This is a genomic window from Paenibacillus marinisediminis (assembly GCF_054343325.1).
This window is the reverse complement of sequence record NZ_JBTGUH010000006.1, coordinates 144,743-171,480: the sequence shown is the minus strand read 5'-3', so window position 1 is coordinate 171,480 and position 26,738 is coordinate 144,743. Positions and strand designations below refer to the sequence as shown.

Annotated in this window: 29 protein-coding genes; 10 read left to right on the top strand and 19 right to left on the bottom strand. The window is 43.5% G+C overall.

Annotated elements, in window-relative coordinates; translation table 11 throughout:
- Positions 1-44: 44 nt before the first annotated feature.
- The 5 genes from ACXX53_RS15125 to ACXX53_RS15105 form a co-directional block, all read right to left on the bottom strand.
- The gene (locus ACXX53_RS15125) at positions 45-938 is read right to left on the bottom strand and encodes a sensor histidine kinase (protein ID WP_458569496.1); all 894 of its coding nucleotides are present in this window, start codon (positions 936-938) and stop codon (positions 45-47) included.
- 11 nt (positions 939-949) lie between these two features.
- Entirely contained in the window at positions 950-1,747 is a 798-nt protein-coding gene (locus tag ACXX53_RS15120; protein WP_458569495.1) for an ABC transporter permease, read from the bottom strand.
- On the bottom strand, positions 1,740-2,663 hold the full coding sequence (locus tag ACXX53_RS15115; protein ID WP_458569494.1) for an ABC transporter ATP-binding protein: 924 nt from the start codon (positions 2,661-2,663) through the stop codon (positions 1,740-1,742). Before ACXX53_RS15115 ends, ACXX53_RS15120 begins: the two co-directional genes overlap by 8 nt.
- Positions 2,664-2,754: 91 nt before the next feature.
- Positions 2,755-3,435, bottom strand: coding sequence for a response regulator transcription factor (locus tag ACXX53_RS15110; protein WP_458569493.1), 681 nt, complete (start codon positions 3,433-3,435; stop codon positions 2,755-2,757).
- Positions 3,436-3,631: 196 nt separating this feature from the next.
- On the bottom strand, positions 3,632-4,036 hold the full coding sequence (locus ACXX53_RS15105) for an iron chaperone (RefSeq protein WP_458569492.1): 405 nt from the start codon (positions 4,034-4,036) through the stop codon (positions 3,632-3,634).
- Between the two features lie 275 nt (positions 4,037-4,311).
- Between ACXX53_RS15105 and ACXX53_RS15100 the strand changes: the two genes are divergently transcribed.
- A complete protein-coding gene (locus ACXX53_RS15100) occupies positions 4,312-4,851 on the top strand; it encodes a GNAT family N-acetyltransferase (RefSeq protein ID WP_458569491.1) in 540 nt (179 codons plus the stop codon).
- Between the two features lie 263 nt (positions 4,852-5,114).
- On the opposite strand, the gene ACXX53_RS15095 is transcribed toward ACXX53_RS15100, so the two are convergent.
- From ACXX53_RS15095 to ACXX53_RS15075, 5 genes are all read right to left on the bottom strand, one after another.
- Positions 5,115-5,963, bottom strand: a complete 849-nt coding sequence (locus tag ACXX53_RS15095; RefSeq protein ID WP_458569490.1) for a GNAT family N-acetyltransferase — start codon at positions 5,961-5,963, stop codon at positions 5,115-5,117.
- 338 nt (positions 5,964-6,301) lie between these two features.
- Positions 6,302-6,709 carry a hypothetical protein gene (locus tag ACXX53_RS15090; protein ID WP_458569489.1) on the bottom strand — a complete coding sequence of 136 codons (408 nt, stop codon included), beginning with the start codon at positions 6,707-6,709 and terminating at the stop codon, positions 6,302-6,304.
- Between the two features lie 281 nt (positions 6,710-6,990).
- Positions 6,991-7,524, bottom strand: a complete 534-nt coding sequence (locus ACXX53_RS15085; RefSeq protein WP_458569488.1) for a cupin domain-containing protein — start codon at positions 7,522-7,524, stop codon at positions 6,991-6,993.
- A 237-nt stretch (positions 7,525-7,761) separates the two neighbouring features.
- A complete protein-coding gene (locus ACXX53_RS15080; protein WP_458569487.1) occupies positions 7,762-8,232 on the bottom strand; it encodes a DUF523 domain-containing protein in 471 nt (156 codons plus the stop codon).
- Positions 8,233-8,347: 115 nt separating this feature from the next.
- The gene (locus ACXX53_RS15075) at positions 8,348-8,701 is read right to left on the bottom strand and encodes a DUF4181 domain-containing protein (RefSeq protein ID WP_458569486.1); all 354 of its coding nucleotides are present in this window, start codon (positions 8,699-8,701) and stop codon (positions 8,348-8,350) included.
- Between the two features lie 474 nt (positions 8,702-9,175).
- Here ACXX53_RS15075 and ACXX53_RS15070 point away from each other — a divergent pair, with 474 nt between their 5' ends.
- Entirely contained in the window at positions 9,176-9,730 is a 555-nt protein-coding gene (locus ACXX53_RS15070) for a hypothetical protein (RefSeq protein ID WP_458569485.1), read from the top strand.
- 200 nt (positions 9,731-9,930) lie between these two features.
- Here ACXX53_RS15070 and ACXX53_RS15065 read toward each other — a convergent pair whose 3' ends face one another.
- Positions 9,931-11,793, bottom strand: coding sequence for a hypothetical protein (locus ACXX53_RS15065; protein WP_458569484.1), 1,863 nt, complete (start codon positions 11,791-11,793; stop codon positions 9,931-9,933).
- A 192-nt stretch (positions 11,794-11,985) separates the two neighbouring features.
- Between ACXX53_RS15065 and ACXX53_RS15060 the strand changes: the two genes are divergently transcribed.
- Positions 11,986-12,291 (top strand): alpha/beta-type small acid-soluble spore protein, encoded by a 306-nt coding sequence (locus tag ACXX53_RS15060; RefSeq protein ID WP_458569483.1) that lies wholly within the window; start codon positions 11,986-11,988, stop codon positions 12,289-12,291.
- 107 nt (positions 12,292-12,398) lie between these two features.
- On the opposite strand, the gene ACXX53_RS15055 is transcribed toward ACXX53_RS15060, so the two are convergent.
- Positions 12,399-13,589 (bottom strand): coenzyme F420-0:L-glutamate ligase, encoded by a 1,191-nt coding sequence (locus ACXX53_RS15055; protein WP_458569482.1) that lies wholly within the window; start codon positions 13,587-13,589, stop codon positions 12,399-12,401.
- Between the two features lie 371 nt (positions 13,590-13,960).
- Between ACXX53_RS15055 and ACXX53_RS15050 the strand changes: the two genes are divergently transcribed.
- The 3 genes from ACXX53_RS15050 (at position 13,961) to ACXX53_RS15040 (ending at position 15,581) form a co-directional block, all read left to right on the top strand.
- Entirely contained in the window at positions 13,961-14,974 is a 1,014-nt protein-coding gene (locus tag ACXX53_RS15050) for a hypothetical protein (protein WP_458569481.1), read from the top strand.
- A 136-nt stretch (positions 14,975-15,110) separates the two neighbouring features.
- Positions 15,111-15,266 carry a hypothetical protein gene (locus ACXX53_RS15045; protein WP_458569480.1) on the top strand — a complete coding sequence of 52 codons (156 nt, stop codon included), beginning with the start codon at positions 15,111-15,113 and terminating at the stop codon, positions 15,264-15,266.
- 162 nt (positions 15,267-15,428) lie between these two features.
- Positions 15,429-15,581, top strand: coding sequence for a hypothetical protein (locus ACXX53_RS15040; RefSeq protein WP_458569479.1), 153 nt, complete (start codon positions 15,429-15,431; stop codon positions 15,579-15,581).
- 207 nt (positions 15,582-15,788) lie between these two features.
- Here the strand turns inward: ACXX53_RS15040 and ACXX53_RS15035 are convergent, their stop codons facing one another.
- From ACXX53_RS15035 to ACXX53_RS15010, 6 genes are all read right to left on the bottom strand, one after another.
- Positions 15,789-16,679: a GNAT family N-acetyltransferase gene (locus ACXX53_RS15035; RefSeq protein WP_458569478.1), complete on the bottom strand. Its 891-nt coding sequence runs from the start codon at positions 16,677-16,679 to the stop codon at positions 15,789-15,791.
- Positions 16,680-16,727: 48 nt separating this feature from the next.
- Positions 16,728-17,249, bottom strand: coding sequence for a GNAT family N-acetyltransferase (locus tag ACXX53_RS15030; protein WP_458569477.1), 522 nt, complete (start codon positions 17,247-17,249; stop codon positions 16,728-16,730).
- Between the two features lie 117 nt (positions 17,250-17,366).
- Positions 17,367-19,313, bottom strand: a complete 1,947-nt coding sequence (locus tag ACXX53_RS15025) for an ABC transporter permease (protein ID WP_458569476.1) — start codon at positions 19,311-19,313, stop codon at positions 17,367-17,369.
- Positions 19,303-20,064 carry an ABC transporter ATP-binding protein gene (locus tag ACXX53_RS15020; RefSeq protein ID WP_458569475.1) on the bottom strand — a complete coding sequence of 254 codons (762 nt, stop codon included), beginning with the start codon at positions 20,062-20,064 and terminating at the stop codon, positions 19,303-19,305. Before ACXX53_RS15020 ends, ACXX53_RS15025 begins: the two co-directional genes overlap by 11 nt.
- A 99-nt stretch (positions 20,065-20,163) precedes the next feature.
- The gene (locus tag ACXX53_RS15015; protein WP_458569474.1) at positions 20,164-21,168 is read right to left on the bottom strand and encodes a sensor histidine kinase; all 1,005 of its coding nucleotides are present in this window, start codon (positions 21,166-21,168) and stop codon (positions 20,164-20,166) included.
- The gene (locus ACXX53_RS15010) at positions 21,165-21,854 is read right to left on the bottom strand and encodes a response regulator (protein WP_458569473.1); all 690 of its coding nucleotides are present in this window, start codon (positions 21,852-21,854) and stop codon (positions 21,165-21,167) included. Before ACXX53_RS15010 ends, ACXX53_RS15015 begins: the two co-directional genes overlap by 4 nt.
- A gap of 122 nt (positions 21,855-21,976) precedes the next feature.
- Here ACXX53_RS15010 and ACXX53_RS15005 point away from each other — a divergent pair, with 122 nt between their 5' ends.
- On the top strand, positions 21,977-23,152 hold the full coding sequence (locus tag ACXX53_RS15005) for an MFS transporter (RefSeq protein ID WP_458569472.1): 1,176 nt from the start codon (positions 21,977-21,979) through the stop codon (positions 23,150-23,152).
- A 95-nt stretch (positions 23,153-23,247) separates the two neighbouring features.
- On the opposite strand, the gene ACXX53_RS15000 is transcribed toward ACXX53_RS15005, so the two are convergent.
- A complete protein-coding gene (locus ACXX53_RS15000; protein ID WP_458569471.1) occupies positions 23,248-24,105 on the bottom strand; it encodes a class II fructose-bisphosphate aldolase in 858 nt (285 codons plus the stop codon).
- A 406-nt stretch (positions 24,106-24,511) separates the two neighbouring features.
- Between ACXX53_RS15000 and ACXX53_RS14995 the strand changes: the two genes are divergently transcribed.
- The 3 genes from ACXX53_RS14995 to ACXX53_RS14985 all read left to right on the top strand — a co-directional run bounded on the left by ACXX53_RS14995 (position 24,512) and on the right by ACXX53_RS14985 (position 26,644).
- Complete coding sequence (locus ACXX53_RS14995; RefSeq protein WP_458569470.1) at positions 24,512-24,973, top strand: hypothetical protein; 462 nt, start codon at positions 24,512-24,514, stop codon at positions 24,971-24,973.
- Positions 24,970-25,602, top strand: coding sequence for a hypothetical protein (locus tag ACXX53_RS14990; RefSeq protein WP_458569469.1), 633 nt, complete (start codon positions 24,970-24,972; stop codon positions 25,600-25,602). Before ACXX53_RS14995 ends, ACXX53_RS14990 begins: the two co-directional genes overlap by 4 nt.
- An 88-nt stretch (positions 25,603-25,690) precedes the next feature.
- Complete coding sequence (locus ACXX53_RS14985; RefSeq protein WP_458569468.1) at positions 25,691-26,644, top strand: aminoglycoside phosphotransferase family protein; 954 nt, start codon at positions 25,691-25,693, stop codon at positions 26,642-26,644.
- Positions 26,645-26,738 lie beyond the last annotated feature (94 nt).

Sequence of the window (26,738 nt, the reverse complement as noted above, 5' to 3'; positions counted from 1 at the left end):
AGAACTGCGAGCAGCTCTCGTTCTTTTTTTGCGCTGTGCTTTAGTTATAGCGGAAACTCGACGCATATCTCGAGGAATCCGTCTTGTAAGGATGCGCTTGTGCTGCCGCCCATCTGTTCCGCTAATAGCCTGATGATAGATAGGCCCAAACCTGTACTGCTCTTTCTAGATGTATCGCCTGTATAGAACCGGTCAAACAGCCGCTTTACATCAATGGCGGAGGCATGTTTCACAGGATTGCAAAACGAAATGACCGCCTTATCGGCAGCCAGTAAGCGAACCTTAATATCTCCACTAGAGTGTTGAACACAGTTGCGAATAAGATTATGAATAATCCTCGTGACCATTTCTTTATCAGCATGGACGAATAGCGGTGGTGCCTCCTCCAGATGTACAACAAGATTGCATGTTTCCAATGTAGTAACGGACGCTGCGAGGCACTCAGCCACAAGATTGGTTAGGTTTATTCGTTCGATATTAAGCTCAGACTCCGCATTCAGAAGATAGGAGTATTCGAAAAAGTGCTCAATCAACCGTCCCAGTTCATCAGCGTGCTTCTGTGCAATGTGAAGCTTCTTACGCTGATCTTCATCCAGCCCACCTTGTGCTATAAGCTGCTGATAGCCCTTGATTGCAGTAAGCGGTGTACGTAGATCATGCGATATATTGGCGATTAGCTCCTTGAAGTTCTTCTCCTCGCGAATGCTGTGAAGACGGAGGGTTTCCTCCGTCTTAAGGCACTTATTGATATTAATGGCCAACATATTAAGCTCTCGATTAATTAACTCTAAGCTGACGGGCTGACGCGTATGCTCCGCCATTCGTTTAACCAATTGGCGGTTGATGCTGCGCAATTGCAGTTGAAGCAAGACGTTATACGTAACGAGCAGCATAGTTACCATGATTAGAATGCCAACCGCAATGGTCAACGCGTTCACCAGCCCTTGAGTTATTTGATCTCTGTTCTTCTAAATGCTCCATATACGATGGCAACCATCACGATTATAAACACAAGGCTAACCGCTAATGCCTGTAACAGCATTCCGATGTCCGTATCCAGTGTCATAAAGGCATAGTCTCCTCCATACGGCGTTACGGAAAATATACGGTCAAACAAGGAAGCGCCGCCGCTTGATCCCATTAACTGAGCACATAGAATGGTGAATCCATAGTAAATAGGAATGATGAGCACGGGCTTCTTAAGCATAAAGGCAAGCGGTATACAGATACTGACTTGTGCCACATATAGGGTAATCAAGGTCAATGTGATACCTAACAGCTTCCATATGTCTGAAGCTGAGAAGGCGGTGCCAGCCTCTGATGTTAGCGTATGGAGGAAGCCCACGGCCACGGAACCCATACTGAATTCATTGCCTGAGCCAAGAGCTATCCACGTGACGATCGCATAAGGAAGCAGGATGAGTGCTATGGTTAAGGAGAGTACGGCTGCTTTGCTCATGATTACGGCAACTCTGCTGCAGCCGCTCGCAATCGCATTGTGGATCGTTTTGTTATCGAAATCACTGCTGATTATAATACCTGTGACAACAGCGCCGAGTATGCTGATCACATTGATATCAGAGAATATGAACCCGATTCCGGCCTTGCTGGCCTCAATCTTGCCCTGAGGGATCAGATACGCCATGATTGCCATCAGAATTGCACTTAAAGTCGTAATTCCCAACAATATCTTTATAGAAGTTGATTTGCGCAGCTTATAGAGGTCCGCTCTGATCAGATTAAACATGCTGACCACCTCCAATAACCGAGATAAAGTAGTTTTCTAGCGTATCGCCCTCAATAGACAGTTTGGTAGCAACAATCCCATTGTCATAGATCGTCCTGGCCACTAGTTCTTGTCGATCCAAATAATCATATAGCTTAATCGTTTTGTCTGGCATGACCTTATAGTTGGTCGTACCCAACTGCATCTCCAATATGCTCGTCAGCTTCTCCGGCTGATCGCAGCTAATATAGATGTAGTGCTTGCAGTTCTCATCGAGCTGTTCGAGGGTGAGTGTCTGTTTGATCTCGCCTTTATGGATGATGATATAGTCCGTTACGGTCTGATAGAGTTCCGGCAAGTTATGGCTTGAGATTAGGATAGTCATCTGTCGTTCTTCGCACAGCTTCTTCAGTAGATTGCGCACTTCAATGACGCCCAATGGGTCAAGTCCATTGATCGGTTCGTCCAAGATCAGCAGCTCAGGGTTGCCTAGCAGTGCGATCGCAATACCTAGACGCTGCTTCATCCCAAGCGAGAAGTTCTTGGCCTTCTTGTTTCCTGTATCCGTAAGACCGACCAGTTCTAACAATTCACGTTCTATTTCCTTGTTGGGAACTCCGCGCATCATGCGGTGCAGCGTCAGATTTTCTTTCGCCGTCAGATAAGGGGCGAAGCCCGGATGCTCGATCATACAGCCCAGCCGCTTTCTCTCGCCCTGCAGCGCACGCTCGCCACTATGGCCGAACAGCTCTATGCTGCCTTCAGTAGGGAAGGATAGCCCGGCTAGAAGGCGCATCAGCGTTGTTTTCCCAGCGCCGTTTTGTCCGATTAGACCGTATATCTTGCCGGGTTCCATCGTGATCGACACATCACGCAGTGCATAGGAACCGTGGTAGCTTTTCGTAAGATGGGCTGTTTTCACAACGTATTGTTTCATATTGCTCACCTCTCCTTTCTGACATTAGTGTAATTTCCATTGGTTTAGAAAAGGTTAAGGAGAGCATTACAAAGGTCAGGAAACCGATAATTTATACTTTATATAATCGATATCCCAGGCCCCATACGGTTTCGATATACTCCTCATTCGGGTTCGCTTTCTTGAGCTTATTGCGCAGATTGCTCATATGAGTCTTAACCGCATTATCGTCACCGAGATACTCCTCGTTCCAGACTGATTCATACAGGTTCGCTTTGGTAAACACCTTGCCGTCATGCTTAAGCAGCAGCTCCAATATCATGTACTCTTTAGCGGTCAGTTCCATTTCAGTATCGCCAACCGTAACACGCTTTGTATTGTCATCCAGCGCTAGATCCTTATAACGAAATACCTTGCTTTCTTGCAGCTGCTTATGAGAACGGCGCAGGTTGGATTCCACCCTTGCGACAACTTCTCCCAGATCAAAGGGCTTGGTAATATAGTCATCCGCACCCAGCTTCAACAGGTCAATCTTCGTGCCGACCATATCCTTTGCAGAAATGATGATGACGGGTGTTTCAGAAAATTTTCGCATTTCCTTCAGTATTTCATCTCCGCTCTTGTATGGGAGCATAATATCGAGCAAGATGAGATCAAACGAGTTATTCTTGATCTCATCTATCCCATCTACACCGGTATAGGATGATCTCACGTTATAGCCAGCGCTGATCAATGCTTCTGCCAGCATGAGATTGACATCCTCTTGATCTTCGATGATTAGAATTGTATCCACTATGCTCACAGCATCCTTTCTCTCTGTTCGGTTATCTGTATCTTAGAGATCCGCTATTTTCCTGATTATACCTATCCAATATATATATTACCTGTTACATAGTGTAAATAGAAGATTGAGGAAAGCAAAAATCCCCTTAGCCGCTTTGGCGGAAGGGGACAATTATAAAATGCTAAATACTATTGTTGATCTAATACTAAGTACTTTGTTTTTGATGACTCTTTGTTAATTTCTTTTCTGCCTTCTCTATATTCTCAGCGACTCTATACTGAACGATCCTGCTTATTAAAGCATAAGGAAGCGGCTTATCTATAGGAAATTGTACGGATCCCTTTGCCCCTTTATATTCAGACAATTCAGCTTTAAATGCATCAATTCCACTTGGAGCGGGATAGAATCCGATATGATGCTTATGGGCTGCAAAATGTACCAGATTCCCATGGAGCACGAATGTAGGCATTTGATAACTGATCTTTTCCTGTGCGCCTGGTGCCGACTCTTTGATAACTTTTCGTAACGTTCCAAGTATTTCCTGAACCTCGGATGGAAATTGTGAAATGTAATCATCAATTGACGCATATGTGATATTATTCCGTTCCATGGATGCTTCCTTTCATAAACCTTATTCATAGTCCTAGTGTCTCAATCTTTATTCCGATCATACTCGACATCTTCTTAAGCGTCAAAGCTCCCATCGGAGGCATGCCTTGTCGTCCCCGTTGTCTAGTCAAAATAATGTATTAGACTGACTCCAATATAGAAACAGCTTATTACACAATATCGTCGCACTGCGCATCAACCAATTTGCGGTATATTTCTCCAACGGCATATTTTGCTGATATAATGACAAGTATTAAATAATGAAAGGTAGATTAAATGCTTAAAAGTGAAAATATTTTTCTTAGACCATTTATTCTCTCGGATGCTGAGGAATTACTGCTTTTGCAAAATAAAAATCGCTCATTTTTTTCGAATTACTCAATGACTCGTCCTGCTAATTACTGGTCTTTAGAAGCACAGCAAGAGTTAATAGTAAAACGGGAACAAAACAAACAAAAAGATATTGAATACTATTTTGGCATCTATAAAGAAAATGATCATAAACTCATTGGCACCATCAGCTTATTCCAAGTTATGCGTGGAAATCTTCAAAGTGCTCTCATTGGATACTTCTTAGATCAAGAGCATAATGGCAAAGGTTTTGCCACAGAATCAGCTAAGTCAATCGTCAAATATGCTTTTGAAACCCTTAACTTGCATAGAATTGAAGCTGGAGTACAGCCGCACAACATCGGGTCTATAAGAGTTTTAGAAAAAGCAGGTTTTCATAAGGAAGGAATAGCAATAAAAAATGTTAAAATTAATGGTATTTGGGAAGATCATCAGGTGTTAGCTATTCTAAATCCAAATGATTAGTGTTATTACTCTATTGGCAGCTGATTTGTTAAATTAACTCCACTCATATATAAATACTATGAGTGGTTTTTTCTTCATTGTTTACTGCACATAATGTGTCAAATGCGACATAAAACCTCCACTTATCTTGTTCAACTAACCTGCCCATTACTTCAATGAAAACAGGGAACAGCTACCTCAGTAATCTGCTCCCTGACTATTCAACAAACGTTTCTTCTAGTTCAACACCAACTGGTCCTTCGCGCTGTCTGAAACGACAAGAATTACAGCGTTTTCCGCATAAATTGCATAATATACTTTTCTTTAAAGCCAAGGCTGTCATACAGATTTCTGGCATAATTCCCGACAACACACCAAAGGTCGACGTTCGCACCGCCACGCTGATAGATCTCGTTACATAAATACATCGCAAACTTTCTTCCGATCCCATGCCCTTGAAAGTCTGAACGGACGCAAATACTGCTGAGTTCATTGCCGGAAAGGTGGCCATAAGCGACGATTTCTCCATTTATTTCGTAGACAAAACGGTCTTCCGCATCCTCTAACCATGCTCTTCGTTCTTTTTCACTGGGCTCGGCAATCACAGAATCGGGAAAGCACCCGACACGGACGCGCATTTCATGAAAAGCTGTGGCATACAGCAACTGACTGGCAAGATAGTCTTCGTCCGTATATAGTCTCACCGGAAGCTCCTCCAGGGGAAAAGGATCGTCAGTTCGCTGCATTAAAGCCGATGAAAAATATTGGTCATAGCCGAGCTTGCACGCAAACGCAAGAGAGGAGTGATGACCGGCACGAAAGGAACTCCTGACTCTTTGGGTTCCGCCTGTCCGCAATTGGGCTTCAGCATACTTTACCATTGCAGAACCGATTCCTTGTCTGCGAAACTGTGGAGCGATAAACACAGTTAAGTAGGACTGAGATGCAGGCTCGTTCACTTGGGCGATCGCAACAAGCTTATCCTCAATGAACGCGGTAATAAATAAGTCAGGCTCTTCAGCAAGCACCCGAAGGATGTTTTCACCAGCGTTGACGTCATAGCTTAATAATTCTCTTGCGGCAGTATAATCTTTTTCACTGAAGCGTTCGTACCGAATACCTGTTGTATTCATCAGTCTTCGACTCCTCCGTTTTTAATGAGGCATTGTAAAATTATATCTATTATCTATATTTCGCATAGGCTTACATCCAACGCATTAGGATACTGATAGCAATTACAACTTAAATCCTGATTTTTGCGCCGCGGTCGCTTATATAACATACAATTTATACAGAGAAAGTAATAGACTTATGTTTATTTTTATAGACTATCATGTATCCATGTCTTTTTTAGGTTAGGGATCGTCCTTTTTTGGCATTATTGGTTAACCGGCACATACTTCAGCAAATGAAAAAGGAGCTACCACGTTGCAAGCTCCTTAACACTATCGTGTCTCATGAATCTGTATTATTATCCTTCAACTAATTGATAAAATCTAATGTCTCCTTTTTCTGTTTCAGCTATCAGTATGTCATTTCGCTCTTTGACACGGAATATCTTTGTTCCGACTTCAAGTTTATTTGCTGTTCCGTTTTTAAAATCTTTATCATTATTACTTTGGTGACTGATTTCAGTTACTTGTATGTCTTTGGTTAATTCTAACTCGTCTACCCAAGAAACTCCTGCATTATAAATGGTGTCTTTATACATGAAGATATTAGCATTCGAATCCATTCTTAAAACTTCTTGTGCAGTTGGATTTCCAATTGTTGTAGTCTCAATATGCTGTTCTGAAATCTGCTTGGTGGGTCCTTTATCGCAACCAATCAACAAAGCGAAACTACATATTACAACATAAATAATCATCCTTCTTATCAAATTGTAAAGTCCCCCTTTACCAAATCCATCAATTGAATATGAGACGTGGAACTCCTCACGAATGTTACAGCTTTTATTCAACTAAACTACCAGTTAGCACAACACGGCTGTCGATCCATGCCGGCAGCCGTGTCTTAGTTATTTAATAAGCTATGGTGTCCCGTTAGTTTAACCACGAGTAACCATTTCTTGCTGATATAGCAGTAATTTTTTCAATGAGTTGATTTTGTTTGTCCTGCGATTAAACTTCATAGTAGAGCGTCCTCCTGAATGATGGGGCTTTATTCAGCGGACATGGCATCAGCTTTTGTTACATGAACCGTACCATATGGATGCTCAGGCGGCGCATAGATGGCGTATATTTTAAGGGGGGTATTCCCCGTATTGGTAACATTGTGCCATGTTCCAGCAGGTACCATAATTGCATAGCCATCATAGGCCATTTCTTGAAAATTCAAATTATCTTTACTTACACCCATCTGAACAAGTCCCTGACCTTCTTCAATACGTATGAATTGATCCGTTGTGGGATGAACTTCTAATCCAATGTCATCTCCAACATTAATACTCATTAAGGTCACTTGAAGGTGTTTCCCTGTCCACAAAGCGGTGCGGTAAGTATTATTTTGCTTAGTAGCTTGGTCAATATTCACTACAAAGGGTCTTTGCCCATGATCTGCTAATCTATAAGAATACCAGTTGGTGTTGATCCCATTGTAATAATGACAATTCCAGTTATTACTCCAATTGATGTTATTCCTATAATCATGCTTAGGATTATGCCATTGATATGGATAGTATGAATTACGGTACAATATTCATTCTCCTCCCAGGATTTCATTGTTTGTTTCAATTCTATGCACTTGCCTATCTAAAGGTTTGGAAAATGGGCAAGAGCCTAAGAGCTAAAAACAATGACATCACCAAATCCTAAACAATTGACATCCAATCTTTTTCACATGTATTTATAGTTATTGAACTATCTACCCGTTATTTCAATAAAAATAGGGAGCAGCTGCCGCGGCATACTGCTCCGTCCTTATTCCCGTTAACTATTTAAAGTTGCCATCAAGAAAATCAGTGAGTCTCTCTTCTGAAACGACTTGAATTCCGTTTCGTTTAAGTAGAGCAGTTGTCACTCCGTTTCCGACAATTTTCTTATCTATAAATTCACCATTATAAATCATCGAACTTCCGCAAGAGGGACTAAACTCCTTAAGAATAACTAGTGTTGCATCGACCTCTTGAGCTTTTCTTAGAGTAGCATAGGCTCCTTTTATATACTGTTCTGTAACGTCTCTTCCCGATTTCTCGACCACTTTTGCCCTACCATCAAGGACATCTGCCCCATTACCTCCAACGATCTCAGCCGGCTCTCTTGGAGTTAGAAATCCCCCGAGTAATTCCGGGCATACAGATATTGCTTGGTTTTCTTCTACCAGCTGGCGTATCGTTTTATCTAAACAATGCGTACCGTTATATCTTACCTCTAGGCCTGCTAGACAAGAGCTCACTAATATCATTTATATCACCTCAAACTTAGTTTATCTTATTTCTTTATTTTACTAAATTCCTTGTAGCGGAATAAAGGGCTGCCACTCGACAGCCCTTTTGTTATTGAACTCGTTTCCCGTTATATTAGAGAAGAAAATAAACTAAAATTACGCCTAGGATTAGATTAATAAGTGAAACGATATATAGTTTCGAACCCTTTAGATATTTCCAATCAATAAATGACTGAAATCCAAATGCTGTTATTATAACTACCATCCAAAACCACTTCATAGCATCGGCATCTAAGATATCTAGATCAAGAAAAATAATTACAGTAATAATACCAATGGTTGCAAGTATTATCTTACCCCATTTTTCAACTTTTTTACCCTCATCAGGAAGTTCCACTTTTTTAGTACCAGCAATCCATTTTCTTAAAATCAAATCAGAAAGAGCGAGGATTATAGATATAAATCCAATTGCAATTGTAGCCACCATTAACCCCCCCCTAAGAATACATGTTATCGTACCCTTTAGCTTAATGACGTGCTTGGCTGAAATAGTCCCATGACAAATAAATACAAATAATTGCAACTACAAAAAAGATAACAGAAATTAGTGTGTTTTTACGGAATTTTACGCCATATACAGAGAAAAAAATAGCGGCCGCTAATTTAGCAATACTTTGGTAATAACCATTATACGAAAAAAATGAACTGCTAAATATTATCGTAATAAGCAAAGTTGAAGAGATTAGAAGCTTAAACCATAAAGGTTCCCTTAAGAATTGTTTATACATCAACTTAATCCTCTGCATCGCGGTCAATCCCTTCTCATTATGCTATCGTGGGTTATACTTTCCATAATAATTTTCAAACTTATCGCCTTAATATTGAGATAAGAATTCTCTTGTAACTATGGACAGATGACCAGTATATATTATTACATCTGTTAGAGGGAGGTTTCTGTAAAATGTATAGTGGATTGAGAGGATATTATCGTCAGCATCCCCCTGTTCATCCGGTTATAGATCAAATTTTGGCGAATTGGCCTGAGGAACAAAAAAATACGGTTCATTTGTTAATCAATAAATATGGTTTACCGAATGATGCATGCATGACTAAAATTACGTGGTATAACAATGCTCCTTGGAAGCGGACGACGGTTCATCTTCATACAGTACCTCATAACTCTCCGACTCCCCATCTTGATTATTTAGCACAAACCATTGATTATAAAGTCCCTGTTCAATTTTTTAATGACATAGCACAGTTTGATGGTAGCTTATATCCGGACCGTACGGCTGGTGAAGCTACTGCTAAGTGCGACCAAGAAGCGGCGAATTTTATGGCTTTAAACTTGATGAACGACATCGTTACTGGCAAGCGAACCGTAGAAGATGCACGTCGTGCTGCAGCTGAAATTGAAAAAGCTTTTCGATTGCATGGTCAATATTCACCCTACACCACACAATTCCTATTTCCGAAGCAATCTCATACCGCTGATCCCGATGTCGCCTCGTTCTGAGTGATGTATCTTTAGAGTGCTATGATTCATGTGAAAATTGATTTAATATAATTTTGATTTAACCTCACATGATATTTAACTTCTATGAATATTGTTTGCAAAATAAAACCGTAAGGAGAACTAATTAGTTCTCTTTACGGTTACTTTATTAGTTCGGCAATTGGAGGCTTAGTAGGTACACCTGAGCTGCTCTTTTTGCTCTATTCCATTACACTGACGGACAACAACTTGCCGTCTACCTTAGATTCCTGATATGTGATTGGCAGCATTCCGTCTGGGAACGGCACCTCGAATTGATAAACCCCGATCTTTTCATCGCTTTTATCTGTTAGTTCTTTTCCTACATACGCATTCTGAACTCCAGCCTTTGTCATCAGCTCAAGGGTCCTCTGCACGCTGGCACCTTTATATCGGGATTGTAAGGTATCTGTCCACGTCACCTCATCCCAGTCGGGAGCTTTCACGTTTACGCCAGCACGCCGCATCGTCTCCAGCAGATCGACGACCATGCGCCCGTCTCCTTCCTGCATGGCACAAGCAAGCGCCAGGTAAGCTCGGTTAATCGTCGCTATGTAATTCGTTTTGTTTTTGGCGGCAAGCAATTCGAACAGATTCTCCGTACTCTGCTCCGCGGTAAACCAGTAAGTGTTGAAATCCATTGGATTCACTGGGCTCGTCTTCGGGATCAAATACCGCCCGTCATCCGAAACACGGAATACCTGTGAGATATCAAAGCGCGTTGGGTATTGCATTACAAAAATATGCTTACCGTCTCCACTAACCATTATTTGAATGGATAATGGATCACGCGGCCGCTCTCCTCCAGGCATGATCGAAGCAGAGCCGTTCATACTGGAGTAGTAATAACTGCCATCGTTAGCTGTCTCCCGAACAAGTCGATACATTAACCGGCTCTTGTGCATGATAGGCTCCACGTAGATATGGGTTGAATTCTTAAAAGAAGTGCGAATTTCTTCATCTACCTGCCACGTGATGTCGGCTATCCCACGCAGTTCCGCTGGCTTCTGCTCGTCTGACAAGTCTGGAAGGTTCATGGCAAGTCGGTAATCACCTGTCTGCCATGCGTAAGCTGTATACATTTGATCTGAAGCATAAAATACGTCAGAGAAATTCGTATTAAAGGAGATACCGTCGAGCTGCTTCTTATTACCAAATTCAAACGCACTAAGGTGCCTGCCAGAAGCTGCAAAAATACCCACCCAGACTAGTATTGGGACGAGCAGCACAATCATAGCGTTTACTGTCCTGCGAGCGCGGATCTCGCCGTATGGCAGATCTGGAACCTGTTCACCGTCTTGCGCTAGCTTCGCTGACAGCTGCCTCATTAACGCCCCGATCAGCAAGGTTCCAATACATGCGTAAGTGAGCAACGGTACCGCGTATCCCCAAGGGGGTGTTAGCGATCGGAATTGGCTGATAACTAGCGTGCAAAGCATGGCTAATAGCCCAAGCGGCAGCAATGTGCCGAAATAGCGACGAAACATACGAGGCGCTTTTGCCAATGCATCACGAAAAGATATATTTTGGAGGACAATCAGATATGGCGTTAGCGTGTAAAATAGTAAAGCAATCATCGATATGATCCCGATCAGGGAAAAGATTGAAGCGAGGAAAACAATCAACACGCCCATCATGCTTTGAAAAATAGTCCATACTATCATATTGCCGAAATACCTGCGTCCACACGCGAATAGAGGGACTATCTTACGGTTCAGAATCCACCCTTTGAGACCCCCAAGGTACATGCCCCTGACAAAGCTTTGCAATCCCATTACAGCCGCAGATACAAGAAATGCCGTGATTCCCCAAGACTGTACCCCCGCTTGAAGATACGTGTATGGGATCTTCAGATCCGTAAGCGACGGCATATACAATGGGATGGTTGCGGTAATACCGGCTGTCTGTACGGCAGTACCAGTTGTCGTTAGCAGTGACTGAGTATAAGGAAATACGGAAAATCCAAAATAAACGCCAACTCCGACTAAAACCGTGATAAGCACTTCAAACGCCATTACCAAAACAATTAAACGTGAGTAGGCCATCGTTACCTCCTTGCACGATTAACTCTTATTTTCTTTTAGTTTCCTATCCAATATTTGACTCCAACAGGGGGTAATAGTTGCGCTATCCTGCTCGACAGCTTAATACTTCAACATCAGTCTAACGGTTAATTCCTTTATAATTGCTCCTTCAAGGGGCATGCTAATGAAAATGACACCGAGGGGGCAAACCAGATGGCAAGGAGAAGAAATCGAAAATATGCGGTGCCGGGGGTAGAGCAGGCGGTGCAGGCATTTAAGGCAGATGTGATGAGAAAAGAAGGCTATGCTGTTAACCCAAATCGACCGGATGATGTGAAGTTCGAAGTGGCCAAAGAACTGAATATACCGCTGCAACCGGAAGGTAATGGTGAATTGACCACGGAATCGGCGGGGCAGATCGGTGGCAAGATCGGCGGCACGATGGTGCGTGAGATGATCCGCTTAGCTCAAGAGCAGCTGTCCAATCCAGATCAGACGGATAAGGGAAGCCGCCTATAACCATCAGTACATCATTCATATCTCGGATAGCAAAATAAAGAGCTGTCCATCAGTCAATCCTTATGACTTATTAGACAGCTCAATATTAAATATTTTCATTTATACAATTATTTGGTATAGTTATCAAAATAGCCTTGGATATAAATAATCGGTGTACCTTTATCTCCGCTTCCAGAAGTCAGATCGGATAGAGAGCCGATCAGGTCCGTAAGTCTTCTCGGTGTAGTCCCTTGGGATTCCATCGATCCTACGAGGTCCGACTTCTTATTATCAATATATTGGGTAATCGCTTGTTGAAGCTCTTCGCCTCTTAGCCCCGCAAAGTTGTTGTCCGCAAGATATTTCAACTTGATCTCATTCGGTGTTCCATCGAGACCTGCGGTATAAGCCGGTGATACAACTGGATCCGCGAGCTCCCATATTTGACCTACTGGATCTTTAAATGCTCCATCTCCGTAGATCATGACTTCGACGAGTTTGCCTGTCTTTTCTTGAAGGCTATGCTGAATCTTATCCACGATTGGCTGGCAATTACGTGGGAACAGCTTAACGGTATTTTCTGTTGATTTATTGGATCCCAACAGACCATAAGCTTCGTTGCATCCGCTGCCGTCAACAGACTCAGATAGTATGTTATCGAGGCTATAGATTTTTTCGCCGCCGTTTTCTTTTAATATTCTCTTCGTTCTGAATCTAGTGTGAATATCGCAAGTGAGTACATTTTTAGTGTAATTTAAGATGGTTTTAGGGTTGTTCGAGAAGATGACTTCACATTCAACACCGTATTCTTCGATCAAGGATTTATAGTAGTCAATATAATCGACACCCGTGAATGTATGTTTGTTATGACCGAAGTAACCACGGAATTGTGCTTCTGTTAACACATCTGTCCAAGGATTTACGCCCTTTTCATCAAGCATGTCGATGCTTACCAAGTGGTTACCCACTTCATCCGATGGGTAGCTGAGCATGAGAACGATCTTCTTAGCTCCTTTAGCAATACCGCGCAGACAGATCGCAAAGCGATTGCGGCTTAAGATCGGGAATATGACGCCAATCGTCTCATCTCCGAATTTGGATTGAACATCCTTTGCAATATGGTCGATCGTTGCATAATTTCCTTGAGCGCGGGCAACGATTGATTCCGTGACCGTAACAATATCTTTATCATTCAGTTGAAAGCCCTCGACTTCTGCAGCCTTCAGCACACTGTCTACTACGATTTCTTCTATATTGTCCCCTTGGTTGATGATCGGGCAACGAAGACCTCTAACAACCGTTCCAACTACTCTCTCCAATGCAATCGCTCCTTATCACAGCATAATGTCCATATTATCTATCTGTACTATACATCGAAATAGTGCCATAAGTAAAATTAATCTAGTTGATATTAGCTATAAACAGAAATAATACAACCTTAAAATTCCACCTTGGTAGACGTAACATCAATGTGCTCAATCAGAATATCCATGGCTTGTCACGACGCTCCCTAATCTATGATATTCAGTATTTTCATATTCGATAAGTGCGTTAACCCCATTTTAGCTGACCTGATACATAAGAACAAAAAGAAGGAGGATTATGGAAGATGGACGAATAATTAAAAGTGGTTTCAGCTGAATGGGGCACATGCGCTTAGGAATTAGAAAGCAGATCGAGGTGAGAGGGTTTGAAGAAGTGGGAAATTGTATTTGTATATTTGATCCCAGCTGTTGTCTTTGTAGTTCTCGCTTCACTCGGTTTATATAATAACTATGGACCTTCTCCAGGAATACTAGCGGAAAAGCTGGAGATCTTCTATGAATTCAAGATCCCGATCTATTTTATTACCTTGGTTGCCATTGGAGTGTGGCTTGTGGCTTCATTCTTTATTAGACTAGCCCTGGACAAGTATCGAGCTGAAGCAGAAGAGGCGAGAAAAGCTTTAGAGGATGAACTGTTGCAAGCTACCTTACTCAATCGAGAGTATTACCGCTACCGTCAGAAAGACCTGCTGCGCAATTATTTTGCTACATTCTTGAAGCGCCATCGTAATATCCAAGGGATACAGCTCTTTCAATTTGAAGAAAAGCATATCCGCAACAAGGTAAAGATTAAGGTAGAATATGAATTCGGAGAAGTATGTGACCAAGTCAATCTCAATGCAATGGGACAGGCCTATTATGAACTCGACGCCAACCTGTTAGCTCAATTCAGAAAAGCAAAGAGGGCGTTAGATGTTGATCATAGAGTGCCCATGACACTCTTTATTATCGAACAAGGGATGCTGCTTGCTGGAAGAGATCATCAGTTTAGTGAAGAAGATGCGATATCGTATGCTTATTTAGACTTAGGCGTTAGATTGCTTGAAGAAGAGTTCGGTGAGAGCTATGACTTCAGTACCATTATTGATCCAGAAGATCATATTAAGCTGGATAGCATAAAGCGCACGGGGATATTGCGATCGATATTACTTGAAACACGGTTGTTTACCTTTATGTATAAAAAGGCTGGCGAAAAGAAGGATCGGCTCTATATGGGACGCGTACTTAAAGACGATCAGGGACTGAATTATCTGTACTTGGTGATATTCGATGCTTCGATCTTGGAAGTTCGAAGTTATGATGAGGAAATCGCCAGAGTAGAGAAGGAGATAAGCGAAAAGATCGTGGGTATGTTGTCCAGTAGGCAGAGTCCGGCATAGTGTAATTTTACTAGACATAGGATGGAAGAGGGGGGATTCGGGATAGAGGGTGGTAGACACAAATTGACATGATCGACTATAATGAGGAGAGAAAACAATATATGAAATATATGGATTCTGCGAAAGGGTGATTCTGATGACCCCTAAGAAAAAACAAGAGAACTCCAAAAAAGAAATAGAGAAAATGTTGGCGTCTATCGGAATCGTACCTACATCCGTGCCTAGAGAACAAAGAGGTTCTTTTTCATTTGTTGGAGGAACACGCCGCGAGTTAATTATTCGAACCAAATAAATAGATGAATCAAGTAGGTAATAGGGCTCTAACGAGCCCTATTTTTTATGTTCACGAAACATTCACATTTAGGGATAATGAAGCATTCACCTTAAAGCATAGGTCTATAAACAGCGCATCCTTCCTATAATTGTAACAAAGGGATAGCTGGAGGAATGTTTTTTGAAAATGAAATGGATTGGAAACAGCAAGGAAGCTGTGGAGAGAGAGCTCGCGAAGATTGGGATTATCCGAACGACGAAGGAGAATCGACTGAAACATCCGTTCTTTTCGGAGGTGATTAGACCGTTGGATCAAAGAAAGTCGAACAAGTAGAAGAATTGTTTGATCAGATCGTGGAGCATGGGGCAGCATAATGGATCTGATGATGGAACAAGAGCGCCCTTTATTCAGACAGCACGCTGCTCCAGTCTTCAGGAACCTGAATCGTGCGGGGATGAGTGTCCACTTGCTTGAATGTCCTGAAGAGAAAGCAATTGCTCAGGGTAAAATCGCCGCTCGATATCCAAAGTGGCAAACATTCTATGCATGAGATAGCAGTGGAAACATGAGCTTGTTGCTATTAAACAGATTCTCTTTGCCTCTTAATAGGAAAAGGGTTGTCCCTTCTTCATGCCATTCTTCAACACTGAAGTTCGAAGCCTGCTTTGGCGTAAAGCCAAGAACGGCTGTCTTCGTATGATCTGTAGCTATTGCGCGAAGAAGATCTTCTAACCGACCATTTCCTCCTGAGAAAATATCATAACAAATGACACGTTCTCCATCATGCTCAGCTACGACTACGGCTTCATACGGTTCAACATAATAGATATGTTCTCTCATATATTGAGAGCAGTAAAACATAAGCAAACCAGCACTATTCTCCAGGGGCAGTGCAGAATAAGGGTTGGAGAGCTTATAGGTGTTGAGCAATAAGCTAACATCTTCTGCCGCTGACATATCGAGTTTTCTTACTGCAGCTTCTTGATGATGGATCTCCATGGTATATTGATACTCCGTTGCTCGTTCAAACCCGAATCTAGGATAGTAATCAATGACACTATCATTGGCAAATAAATAGATAGCGTCACACTTGTCGCTCCATTCGCTTAAGACCCTATTCATCAGCCAACTACTTAATCCTTGTTGACGATGCGAAGCGGCAGTCATAACTGTTCCAAGTTGAACATACCTCTTCTTCTGGCCGTTCCATGTCGTATCGATCACATTAACCGAAATGTTAGATACCACAGCATCTCCGTCCAATAAAGCGTGTGGGACGTAACTGTCACCCCAATATCCATTCTGATACCAGGATTCAAATTGGAGACCAAATGTTTCTTCGGCAAGTCGGTTAAAGCTTGCTCTAGCATGCTCGTTATCCCTAACGTTTATCGTGTAATCATATTCATGACCTGAGATGTTGTATTTCATAGAATACCTCGCCTTTGTAATAATCGACTGCTTGTTGCAGGTTCATATTCATTTCACCTCATTGTAGTATCTGTAATACTTGAAGTCATACTTTTGGTTCGAGATGTGAACCAACAGGGTCTGTACATTGATCAATTCATAGCCGCATGCTTCTAATACTTTCTGTGAAGGTATGTTATCGATAGAAGCGGTGCCGATGATATATGGAATATCGTAGTTAGCTAACGCCCAAGTTGTTATAGCTCTAGCCGCTTCAGCAGCATAACCATTACCCCTTGCGGTCGGCAACAAATTATAGAATATTTCGGTTTCATGCAGATCATCATGTTCTCCTGCTCCGACAGCCCCTAATACCTTGCCGCTAATCTTATCGAAGATTCCGAAGCAAATGATCCCATGGATAATATCCATCGCTATGTAGTTGGATATATGCCATCTAAGAAAGCCCTCCGAATCGGTTAATTGCATCTGCCAACCCGGTACTTCAGGGATATGAAGCAGCTGTTCAAACTGTGGCAGATCCGTTTCCGTAAAAGGTCTAATCACCAATCGACTAGTTTCTATCTGCAAGGTACACATCTCCCTATCCTGCTATCATTCCATACCTATATCTCAATAATATAGAAAATAATGAGAGATAGATAGAGCCCAAGCCCCAGAACGCATGTCCTGAAGCTTGGGCTTCTCTTATAGTGATTGCTTGATCACCTTTTTATAATAATAGACAGACAGTATGCCAAATATCGAATACAATGCGGTGTACAGCAGCATGACGAGGATCATCGGCGTCCACAGCTCGGTACCGAACAGGAACCAGCCCGATTTAACGGCAAAGTAGCTGTGTGATAGCCCGATAATCAATGGAATCCCAAAGTTGAACACTTGCTTGATCTGAATTCCCTTTAATAGATCGCTCTGTGTGAAGCCGAGCTTTCTTAGAATCGTGTAGCTGGACTTCTCGGTCTCACTTTCATCCATCTGCTTGAAGTAGAGAATACAGCCGGATGTGACCAGGAAGGTTAGCCCAAGAAATGCCACGATAAACATGATGAGTCCCATGTTCTGCTTCTGAAAGTTGCTCATGCCAAGCTGAGAATCATGATCAAAGCTCTCACCATAACCCAAGTCATTGAAGATGGCATTGGCTTGCTCGATCTCACCTTTATTCGTAATATCAATTCCGATATAGACGGAAGAGTCCTTCTGAATAGCTGGATCTAGGTCCTGCTGAATACGTTCGAATACCGATTCATCCACAATCCCAACAGGCAAGCCGCCGCTAGTGAAGTAATAGGAGACAGGGGCATCGCGGTCGAGTTCTTTATAATTGAGCGGAATGACTTCTTTCAACCCCTTGAGCTCAACGGTTCCGCTGCTTTTCATTTTCATAAGGTCCTTTACCCACCCGCTGGAACTCGTGAAGAGTGTCTCATCTGCAGACAGGTCGATACCTTCCATTGCCTGATCACTAATGACTGGCATAGTCATAATACTCGAATCAAAGCTCGCATCTTCCATCTTGGCTCCGAGTATGTTCTCAACATTAAAGTCTGCCTGCACAACATCAATCCGTTTGTCGGTATATTCAATGTTATTGTCGGTTAAGGCTTGTTCAAACTTGTTTGCGTCCTGTTTATCTACAATGGAGAAATCTGCTGCCACATTCAGCTTGGCCGACTTCTCAGCTGAATAATAGGAGATATAGCTTAGGGACAGCAGGCCGATCGCAAGTGCGGACACGGTTGTAATAATGGTTAACAGCACAGCGTTCGACTTCATGCGAAACATAATGGATGACAGGGACAATACTTCCTTAATAGATAAGTAGCCGCTCTTCTTCTTGCGAATGAGGTTGAAGATAAAGCTAACGGATCCTTTATAGAAGATGTAAGTCCCGATAATAACCGATCCCAGAATGAACATCATCGCGAGGGATAGTGCCTTCATGGAAACGAATTTGCCGCCAAATAGCTGGGACGAGACCACATAGCCGACTATGATAAGGATAATTCCAGCTGCCCCTATGAACATCTCCAGGATGGACATCTTCTTCACTCTGTCCTCCGTTACGGAGTTCGCCTTAAACAAGGATAGGATAGTCTGTCTTCGTATGAACCGATAATTCATAATCATGATCAGGATGTAGATGGCGAAGAACACAATCAAAGTCTGAATCAAGGCATTGGTAGAGAAATGAAGCTCTGTAGCCACCTCTACCCCAATCGTTTGAAGCAGCATCATCATAATTAATCGAGACACAGAGAATCCAGCCAGTATCCCGACCACAAGCGAACCAAAGTATAGAATAAAGTTCTCTGCTGTAAGAATTCCAAATATCTTACTCTTGGTCATGCCGATGAGCTGAAACAGGCCGATCTCTTTACTGCGTCGCTTAATAAAGATGTTATTCGCATATAACAGAAAGATGGAGACAATAGCGACGAGCAGGACAGACGCAGCCTGAATCGCTGCTGCTCCTTTGATGGAACCTTTTATTTCATCCATGGCAGGATCATACTGCAGCGTCACAAATGCAAAATAAAGTGCAGAACCAAAGGCTAATGAAAACACGTACAGATAGTAATTCTTTAGATTTTTCCTTAGATTGCGAAATAGGAGGTGACTAATGCTCATTCTGCACACCGCCCAACACACCTTGTGTCTTCATGATGTCAGCGAAGAAGGCTTGTCTTGATTCCTCTCCTCGATTCAGTTGCGTAAAGATCTGACCATCTTTAATGAAGATGACTCTACTGCAATAGCTGGCCGCGACAGGGTCGTGAGTGACCATCGCAATCGTTGCGTTTCTCGTCCGATTCATTTCACTTAGTTTATTCAATAGATCGGAAGCAGACTTGGAATCAAGCGCTCCAGTTGGTTCATCTGCAAATATGATGCTGGGGTCATGGATAAAGGCGCGTGCCGCAGAGGTGCGCTGCTTCTGGCCGCCGGATATTTCATTAGGGTATTTATTCGCAAGCTCAACTATTCCAAGCTCTCGAGCGACGGCCTCAAATTTCTGATTGGCGGTCTTCTTGGGTGTTTTGGTAACGGATAGCGGCAACAGGATATTCTCCTTCACCGTCAGGGTATCTAACAGATTGTACTCTTGGAAAATGAACCCCAAGTGACGCTTGCGAAATTCAGCTAGCTGCTTCTCCTTCATGCGAGAGATTTCTTTGCCTTCAATTACGATCGTGCCGTCGCTGACCTGATCGATGGAGGAGAGGACGTTCAGCAGGGTCGTCTTCCCCGATCCGGAAGGACCCATAATGCTGACGAATTCTCCTTTCATAATGCTGATATCGAGTCCGCTTAACACGGCTTGTTTATTGGATTTATTGCCATAGCTTTTATGTATCTTATTCGCTTCTAGGATCATCATGCGGATCACTCCCTCTTGTGAATACATTCATTATAGAGTTGTTCCGAATCTTTATCCTTCGATTGACCATACAAATAACACAAGCATGTGACATTGTTGTCACACGCTCGTGATACGGACGAAAGCATTCGGTTGTGGGAAGGTTAGGGTGAACGTAGACCCTGTTCCTAGCTCAGAGGCCACATCGATCCGTATGGATAACGACGTTGCTGCCTTATGGGCTAGATATAATCCCATGCCTGTTGCAGCGGTGTCCTGATGGACAGACGTTGAAGTAAAGCCTCTTTGAAAGATGCGCGGAAGATCCTTGGGATCGATGCCGCGGCCGCAATCTGTGACCTCTAGAATCGTATGATCGTCCCGTCGATAACTGTTGATGGTAATATCCGAGGCTTGGCTATACTTCACGGCGTTGGTTAGCAGCTGTCTGATGATAAAGGCCAGCCATTTCGTATCACTGATCACTTCCGCTATCTCGAGATTGATGTCAAAGCCAATGCCTTTCGGGATACACCAGGATTGCAGCGTTTTGATTTCACTATAGATGATCTCTTCCAGCTGTATGTTCTCCATATACAGATCATTTTCAATAAATGAGATACGTTTCTGATGAAGCTGCTGATCCAGCAGGAGGTGAATGCGCAGCCATTCGAAGGTCATCTGCGACTTCAGCTCTTCATTCGGCAATCGATCGATAATGAGACGCATGGCTGTGAGCGGTGTCTTCACCTCATGAATCCAAGCCAGCAGATCATCCTTCTCCTGTTCTAGGGTTAACAGATGCTGTGAGGCATCCTGCTTCAGAAGCTCGATCTGATTCGTCATACTCTCTTCCACGATTCGTTCAAAGGGACGTTCTGCACCGGCGATACTCGATAGATCGAGATCATCTTCCCGTTCTTCTAAACTGCTGTAGAACTTGGTTTCGGCATGATAACGAATAATCAAGAATACAATAAAGGCTAACAGCGACAAGAACACAAGATAGAGAATGGATGGGAGCGGGATAGTGGGATCGATATACGCAACGAAGACAATAAATAAATGCATGATGGCATAGAACAGAATCCAACTGCGTCTTTCTACGATAAACTTCCTAATCATAGCGGCAGCTGCTCCGTGGCCATATAGCCTTGCCCGACCTTGGTTTCGATGCAGGCACCTAAGTTCAGCTCATCCAGCTTCTTGCGTAGTCGATTCACATTTACCGTTAGGGTATTGTCACTTATAAAGCGCTGATCATTCCACAAGCTGTTAATGAGCTCCTCACGGGTTACGACCTTGTTCTTCTTCTCGATCAACTGCTTCAAGATGTAGATCTCATTCTTGGTCAGCTCGATAGAGCCAGCCTCATTGGTGATCATATTGCGCTCATAGTCGACGGTTGCTCCGCACCAGGTTTTGAGCTCAATCTTATCCGCACTATAGTTGTAGACGCGCCGCAGGGTCGCCTGGATCTTAGCGATAAGCACATCGAAGTGAAACGGCTTCTGGATATAGTCATCGGCGCCAAGCTGCATGGACATGACGATGTCTGTAGGATGGTCGCGCGACGACAGGAATATAATCGGCACGTTCGAATGCGTGCGAATCATGCGGCACCAGTGGAATCCATCGAACTTGGGCAACTGAATGTCGATAATGACCAAGTCCGGTTTAATCTCGGCAAATTCCTGAACGACCTTGCTAAAGTCTTGAATGCCGTACACATCATAAGACCATTGCGTTAATCTATCTCTGACCTCTTGAAAGAGAGTTGCATCATCTTCTATTAACAAGAGTTTAAACATTAAGTTCACCGCACTTTACTTTCATATATGATACGATTGTATAGGAAAGTCGCGGGGTTGGCTATAGAGCAAGGCACTATGAGATAAGTAGAAGATTACATAAGAGAAGAGAGAAGCGTATTATGATGACCTTACTGTTAGTTATTATTTATATTTCCTTCATCAGCCTTGGCTTGCCGGATTCACTGTTGGGCTCAGTATGGCCCGTTATGAGGCATGAGCTAGGCGCTCCCGTATCGTATGCGGGCATCATTTCTATGATTATATCCTGCGGCACGATTATATCCAGCTTCTTCAGTGAAACGGTCATTCGACGCTGGGGAACGGGACTCGTTACAGCCGTTAGTGTACTGATGACGGCTGTCGCCCTATTGGGATTCGCCTTCGCACCGTCGTTCATCTGGCTGTGCCTCATGGCGATCCCGCTTGGCCTAGGAGCGGGCTCCATCGATGCGGCGCTCAACAACTTTGTGGCCTTGCATTATAAAGCGAAGCATATGAATTGGCTGCACAGCTTCTGGGGCATTGGCGCTACGGCTGGGCCGGCTATCATGTCGTTCTACCTGATGAATGACCGCAGCTGGAGCTTGGGCTATTTGACGATTGGGATTATCCAAGTCATTCTGGTTATGATCTTGTTCATGACTTTACCTTTATGGAAGAAGGCTGCCCCAGAGGCGGCAGCGGATGAAGCTTCTGCGCCAGTAGTCATGAAGAAGAAGGATATCTTGAAGATCAGAGGGATAAAGCCCGCCTTGATCGCGTTCTTCTGCTATTGCGCGTTAGAATCTACGGCGGGTCTATGGGGAAGCAGTTTCTTGGTTATCCATCGAGGGATTAGTCCGGAAACAGCAGCGAAGTGGATCTCGCTATTTTATCTCGGGATTACGCTGGGCCGGATGGCTTCCGGATTCATCTCGGCGAAGCTCGATAACGTCGCGATGGTCCGCCTCGGTCTAGGCGGTATAGCGGTCGGTATCGTCTTATTGCTGCTGCCGTTCGGGAATGCGATGAATCCTATAGCATTCATGATGATCGGACTAGGATGCGCACCGATCTTCCCTAGTATGCTGCACCAGACACCGAAGAACTTCGGAAGCGAGACGTCGCAGTCGGTTATGGGCATTCAGATGGGTTGCGCCTATATCGGAGCTACCTTCATGCCGCCTATATTCGGCTTAATCGCACAGTATGTGAATATCGCATGGTTCCCATTCTTCTTGTTGGCATTCTTGTTATTGATGGCCTTCATGTCCGAGAAGACGAACCGCGCTGTATCCAGCAGTCAGGCGGGGTAGAGCTCAATAAGCCGCCCCATAGCATGAAAAAACGACCTTCTCTAGCTTGTACGCTGGAGAAGGTCGTTATATTTATTACTTATGTGATCGAACAATTAAGCTTTGTTGTTAGAACCGAATTCACGGATCTTGCCGATAACTGTAGCTTTGATCGCGTCACGGCCAGGACCGATGAATTTACGAGGATCGTATTGCTCAGGATCAGCAGCAAGTGCTTCGCGAACTTTTTTCGTAAACTCGATTTGGTTCTCTGTGTTTACGTTGATCTTAGCAGTACCCAAGGAAATGGATTTCTTGATTTGCTCAGTTGGGATACCTGTTCCGCCATGAAGTACCAAAGGCATACCAGTAGCTTTACCGATTTCTTCCATTTCTTTGAAGCCAAGGTTAGGTTCACCTTTGTAAGGACCATGAACGGAACCAAGAGCTGGAGCCAGGCAATCGATACCTGTACGTTTAACAAGCTCAACGCACTCTTGAGTGTCAGCGTAGATAACGCCGTCAGCTACAACATCGTCTTCTTGTCCGCCAACTGTACCAAGTTCAGCTTCTACAGAAACGCCTTTGCTGTGTGCATAGTCAACAACTTTCTTAGTTGTTTCAATGTTCTCTTCGAATGGATGGTGGGAAGCATCGATCATAACGGATGTGAAGCCAGCGTCGATTGCTGCTTTACATTTGTCAAAGCTGGAGCCATGGTCCAGATGAATAGCAACTGGAACAGTGATCTTCATTTCTTCGATAAGAGCGCTAACGAATGCAGTGATGACTTTGAATCCGCCCATGTAACGAGCTGCACCTTCAGATACACCAAGGATTACTGGGGATTGCTCTTCTTGAGCAGCAGCCAAGACTGCTTGAGTCCACTCCAGGTTATTGATGTTGAATTGACCAACAGCATAATGACCTTGTGCTGCTTTGTTTAACATGTCTTTCATTGACTCTAATGCCATTGTTACTCCTCCTATTTGTACCTTTTTTCTGATAATGGTTTCTCCTCATTGTCATGAACAATAACGAGAATGGCACCGCTAATATGTATTAGCGCAAGTATGACTAAAGCTATTTTAACATAATTGCAGGATGGTGTATCTGGAATTTATCGACGAATATGTTTCGTTCTTAAATTACAGATCGGGTATATCATATTGTTACTTCATCCATAGGTGGTCCAGCCTGCAAGTAATTGTATCAGTATACACTGATTAACTTTCCAATGACTATGTGGAATTATACATGATATATGGTAAATTTGAGAACAACGACTTCCTTTACTTTGAATATACGATACCTTATTTTATCGGAACCTTTCACTGCTTCCCAGCGTCTATCACATAAAATGGATCTGGAGGTATTGCTGTGCGGATTGTCTCACATCTCATCCTATGGATGCTATGTACGCTATTGATTACTGGGGCGGCGATAGGGCTGGAATATGTCGAGGGGTACAAGATCACGACAACTGAGTATATGGGCCTCCGCAATATAGGATATAAGTTTGCCATTTTTGTGGTTATATATCTACCAACAGCGTTCCTATATCCGGTCGTTCAGTTGCCATTGTCGTGGCTGATTCGCCGGATTCCTCAGGTACGTGCATCATTCATCCTATTCGGTCTGATTATTGCCGCGGTGTGGGCTGCGGGCGGATGGAGATTGTTTCATATGCTCTACAAACCATGGTTCGTGCAGGAATACGAATTGTTCGCGGGCAGCTCCATCATTATATTTGGAATCGCGGGATTGATCTATGCGGGAATAGATTGGTCGATCACTCGACGTACTATTAGTCATGGAACAGGGAGGGGAACTGAACTATGAGTAGCTTCAGAAATGTGGGAGCCATCGTCCTGACAGCTGTATTATTACTGGTTACTGCATGCAATGGAGCGACTGAGGCTGCGAAACCGCAGCAGCAGGAGTCGGCATCCAAGACAGAGCTGCCATCGACGCCGCAGGAAGCGGCAGCAACCGTTGTTGCGATGCTTCATGATGGCAATATGGAGGGGGTCGCGGCTCTGGCTCATCCTGATAAGGGAGTTCGATTCTCTCCTTACGCTTACGTTAACATAGAGACCGATATCGTGTTGTCCAAGGATGAATTAAAGGATGCGATGAGCGACGCTGCGGTACGCAAGTGGGGGGCATTCGATGGCTCTGGTGAACCGATCGAGATGACATATGCAGATTACCATAAGCGGTTCGTGTACGATGCGGATTATATGAAGAATGCGGGCATTGCGATGAATAAGGTACTCCAGGAAGGCAATACGATCAACAACGTAAGTGAAGCTTATCCGAAGGACAGCCACGACTTCGTAGAATACCATATCAAGGGTATTGATCCGAGCTTGCAAGGTATAGACTGGCGAAGTCTCCGTCTCGTATTCGAGAAGATCGAGGGTGGCTATGCGTTGGTAGGCATCATTCACGATCAATGGACGATATAAGCTGCTGTAGGCAGTGATATAACTTATAACTGCTTCTAGCCGAATCAGCGTATGATTCGGCTAGATATTTGAGAAGGAAGGGTTAGCCGTGAGTGATGTCATGAATCTATATGAGCAGTTCCGCATGAGGATTTCTATGCTAAGGGACAGCATCAAGATTGAACCCATTGATAAGGGATACTCAAGTGACGGGAAGTACGTCGTATATGGCAGCGATGGTCAACCGCAATACATACTCAGAACCTATAGTATCGATCAAGATGAAGGAAAGAGATTGGAATTCAACCGTCTCGTCATGATGGCGAATCAGGGTGTGAGCTGCTCTAGACCTATTGAGATCGGAATCCTGCCCAAGCAAGAACTCGGGTACATGATCGTCTCTTATATAGAAGGCAGTGAAGCATCGGAAGAGCTGCCGCGCTTATCTGATCAAGAGCAATATAGCATTGGCATTGAAGCGGGTAAGGAGCTGCAGAAGATCCATCAGGTGACCTGCCCTGATGACATGAAGCCTTGGCACGAGAGGACGGCTACTAAGCATCAGCGATATCGAATCGAATACGCCAAGTGTGGAGTTGCGATCGATCATGAAGAAAAGCTGCTATCTTTTATAGATCATAACCTGGACATCATGAAGGATAGACCGAATCTATTCCAACATGATGATTATCATATCGGCAATCTGATCGTCAAGGATGGGATGCTGTCAGGCATCATTGATTTCAACAGGTGCGACTGGGGAGATCCTATTCATGAGTTTGTAAAGGTAGGTATCTTTAGCGCGGAGGTGAGCGTGCCGTTCTCTGTCGGCCAGATTCAGGGATACCATAATCACAGCGAGCCTGACGAACGATTCTGGAAGCTATACTCGCTCTACCTAGCTATGACGTTAATTTCATCGGTCGTCTGGGTCTTAAAGGTGAATCCGGAGGAACTGGATATCATGCTGATGAAGATACATAAAGTCATGGATGATCACAACAACTTTCAATTAATCGTACCTAAGTGGTACAGTCAGCACAAGGATTTATACCATGATTAAGCCAGAACGGTGATACAAAATAAGTAGAAGGCTGCATCTAACACAGCTGAAATATCAAAAGGGGCTGTCCCGAAAGTAGATTTTTTCTACCAGG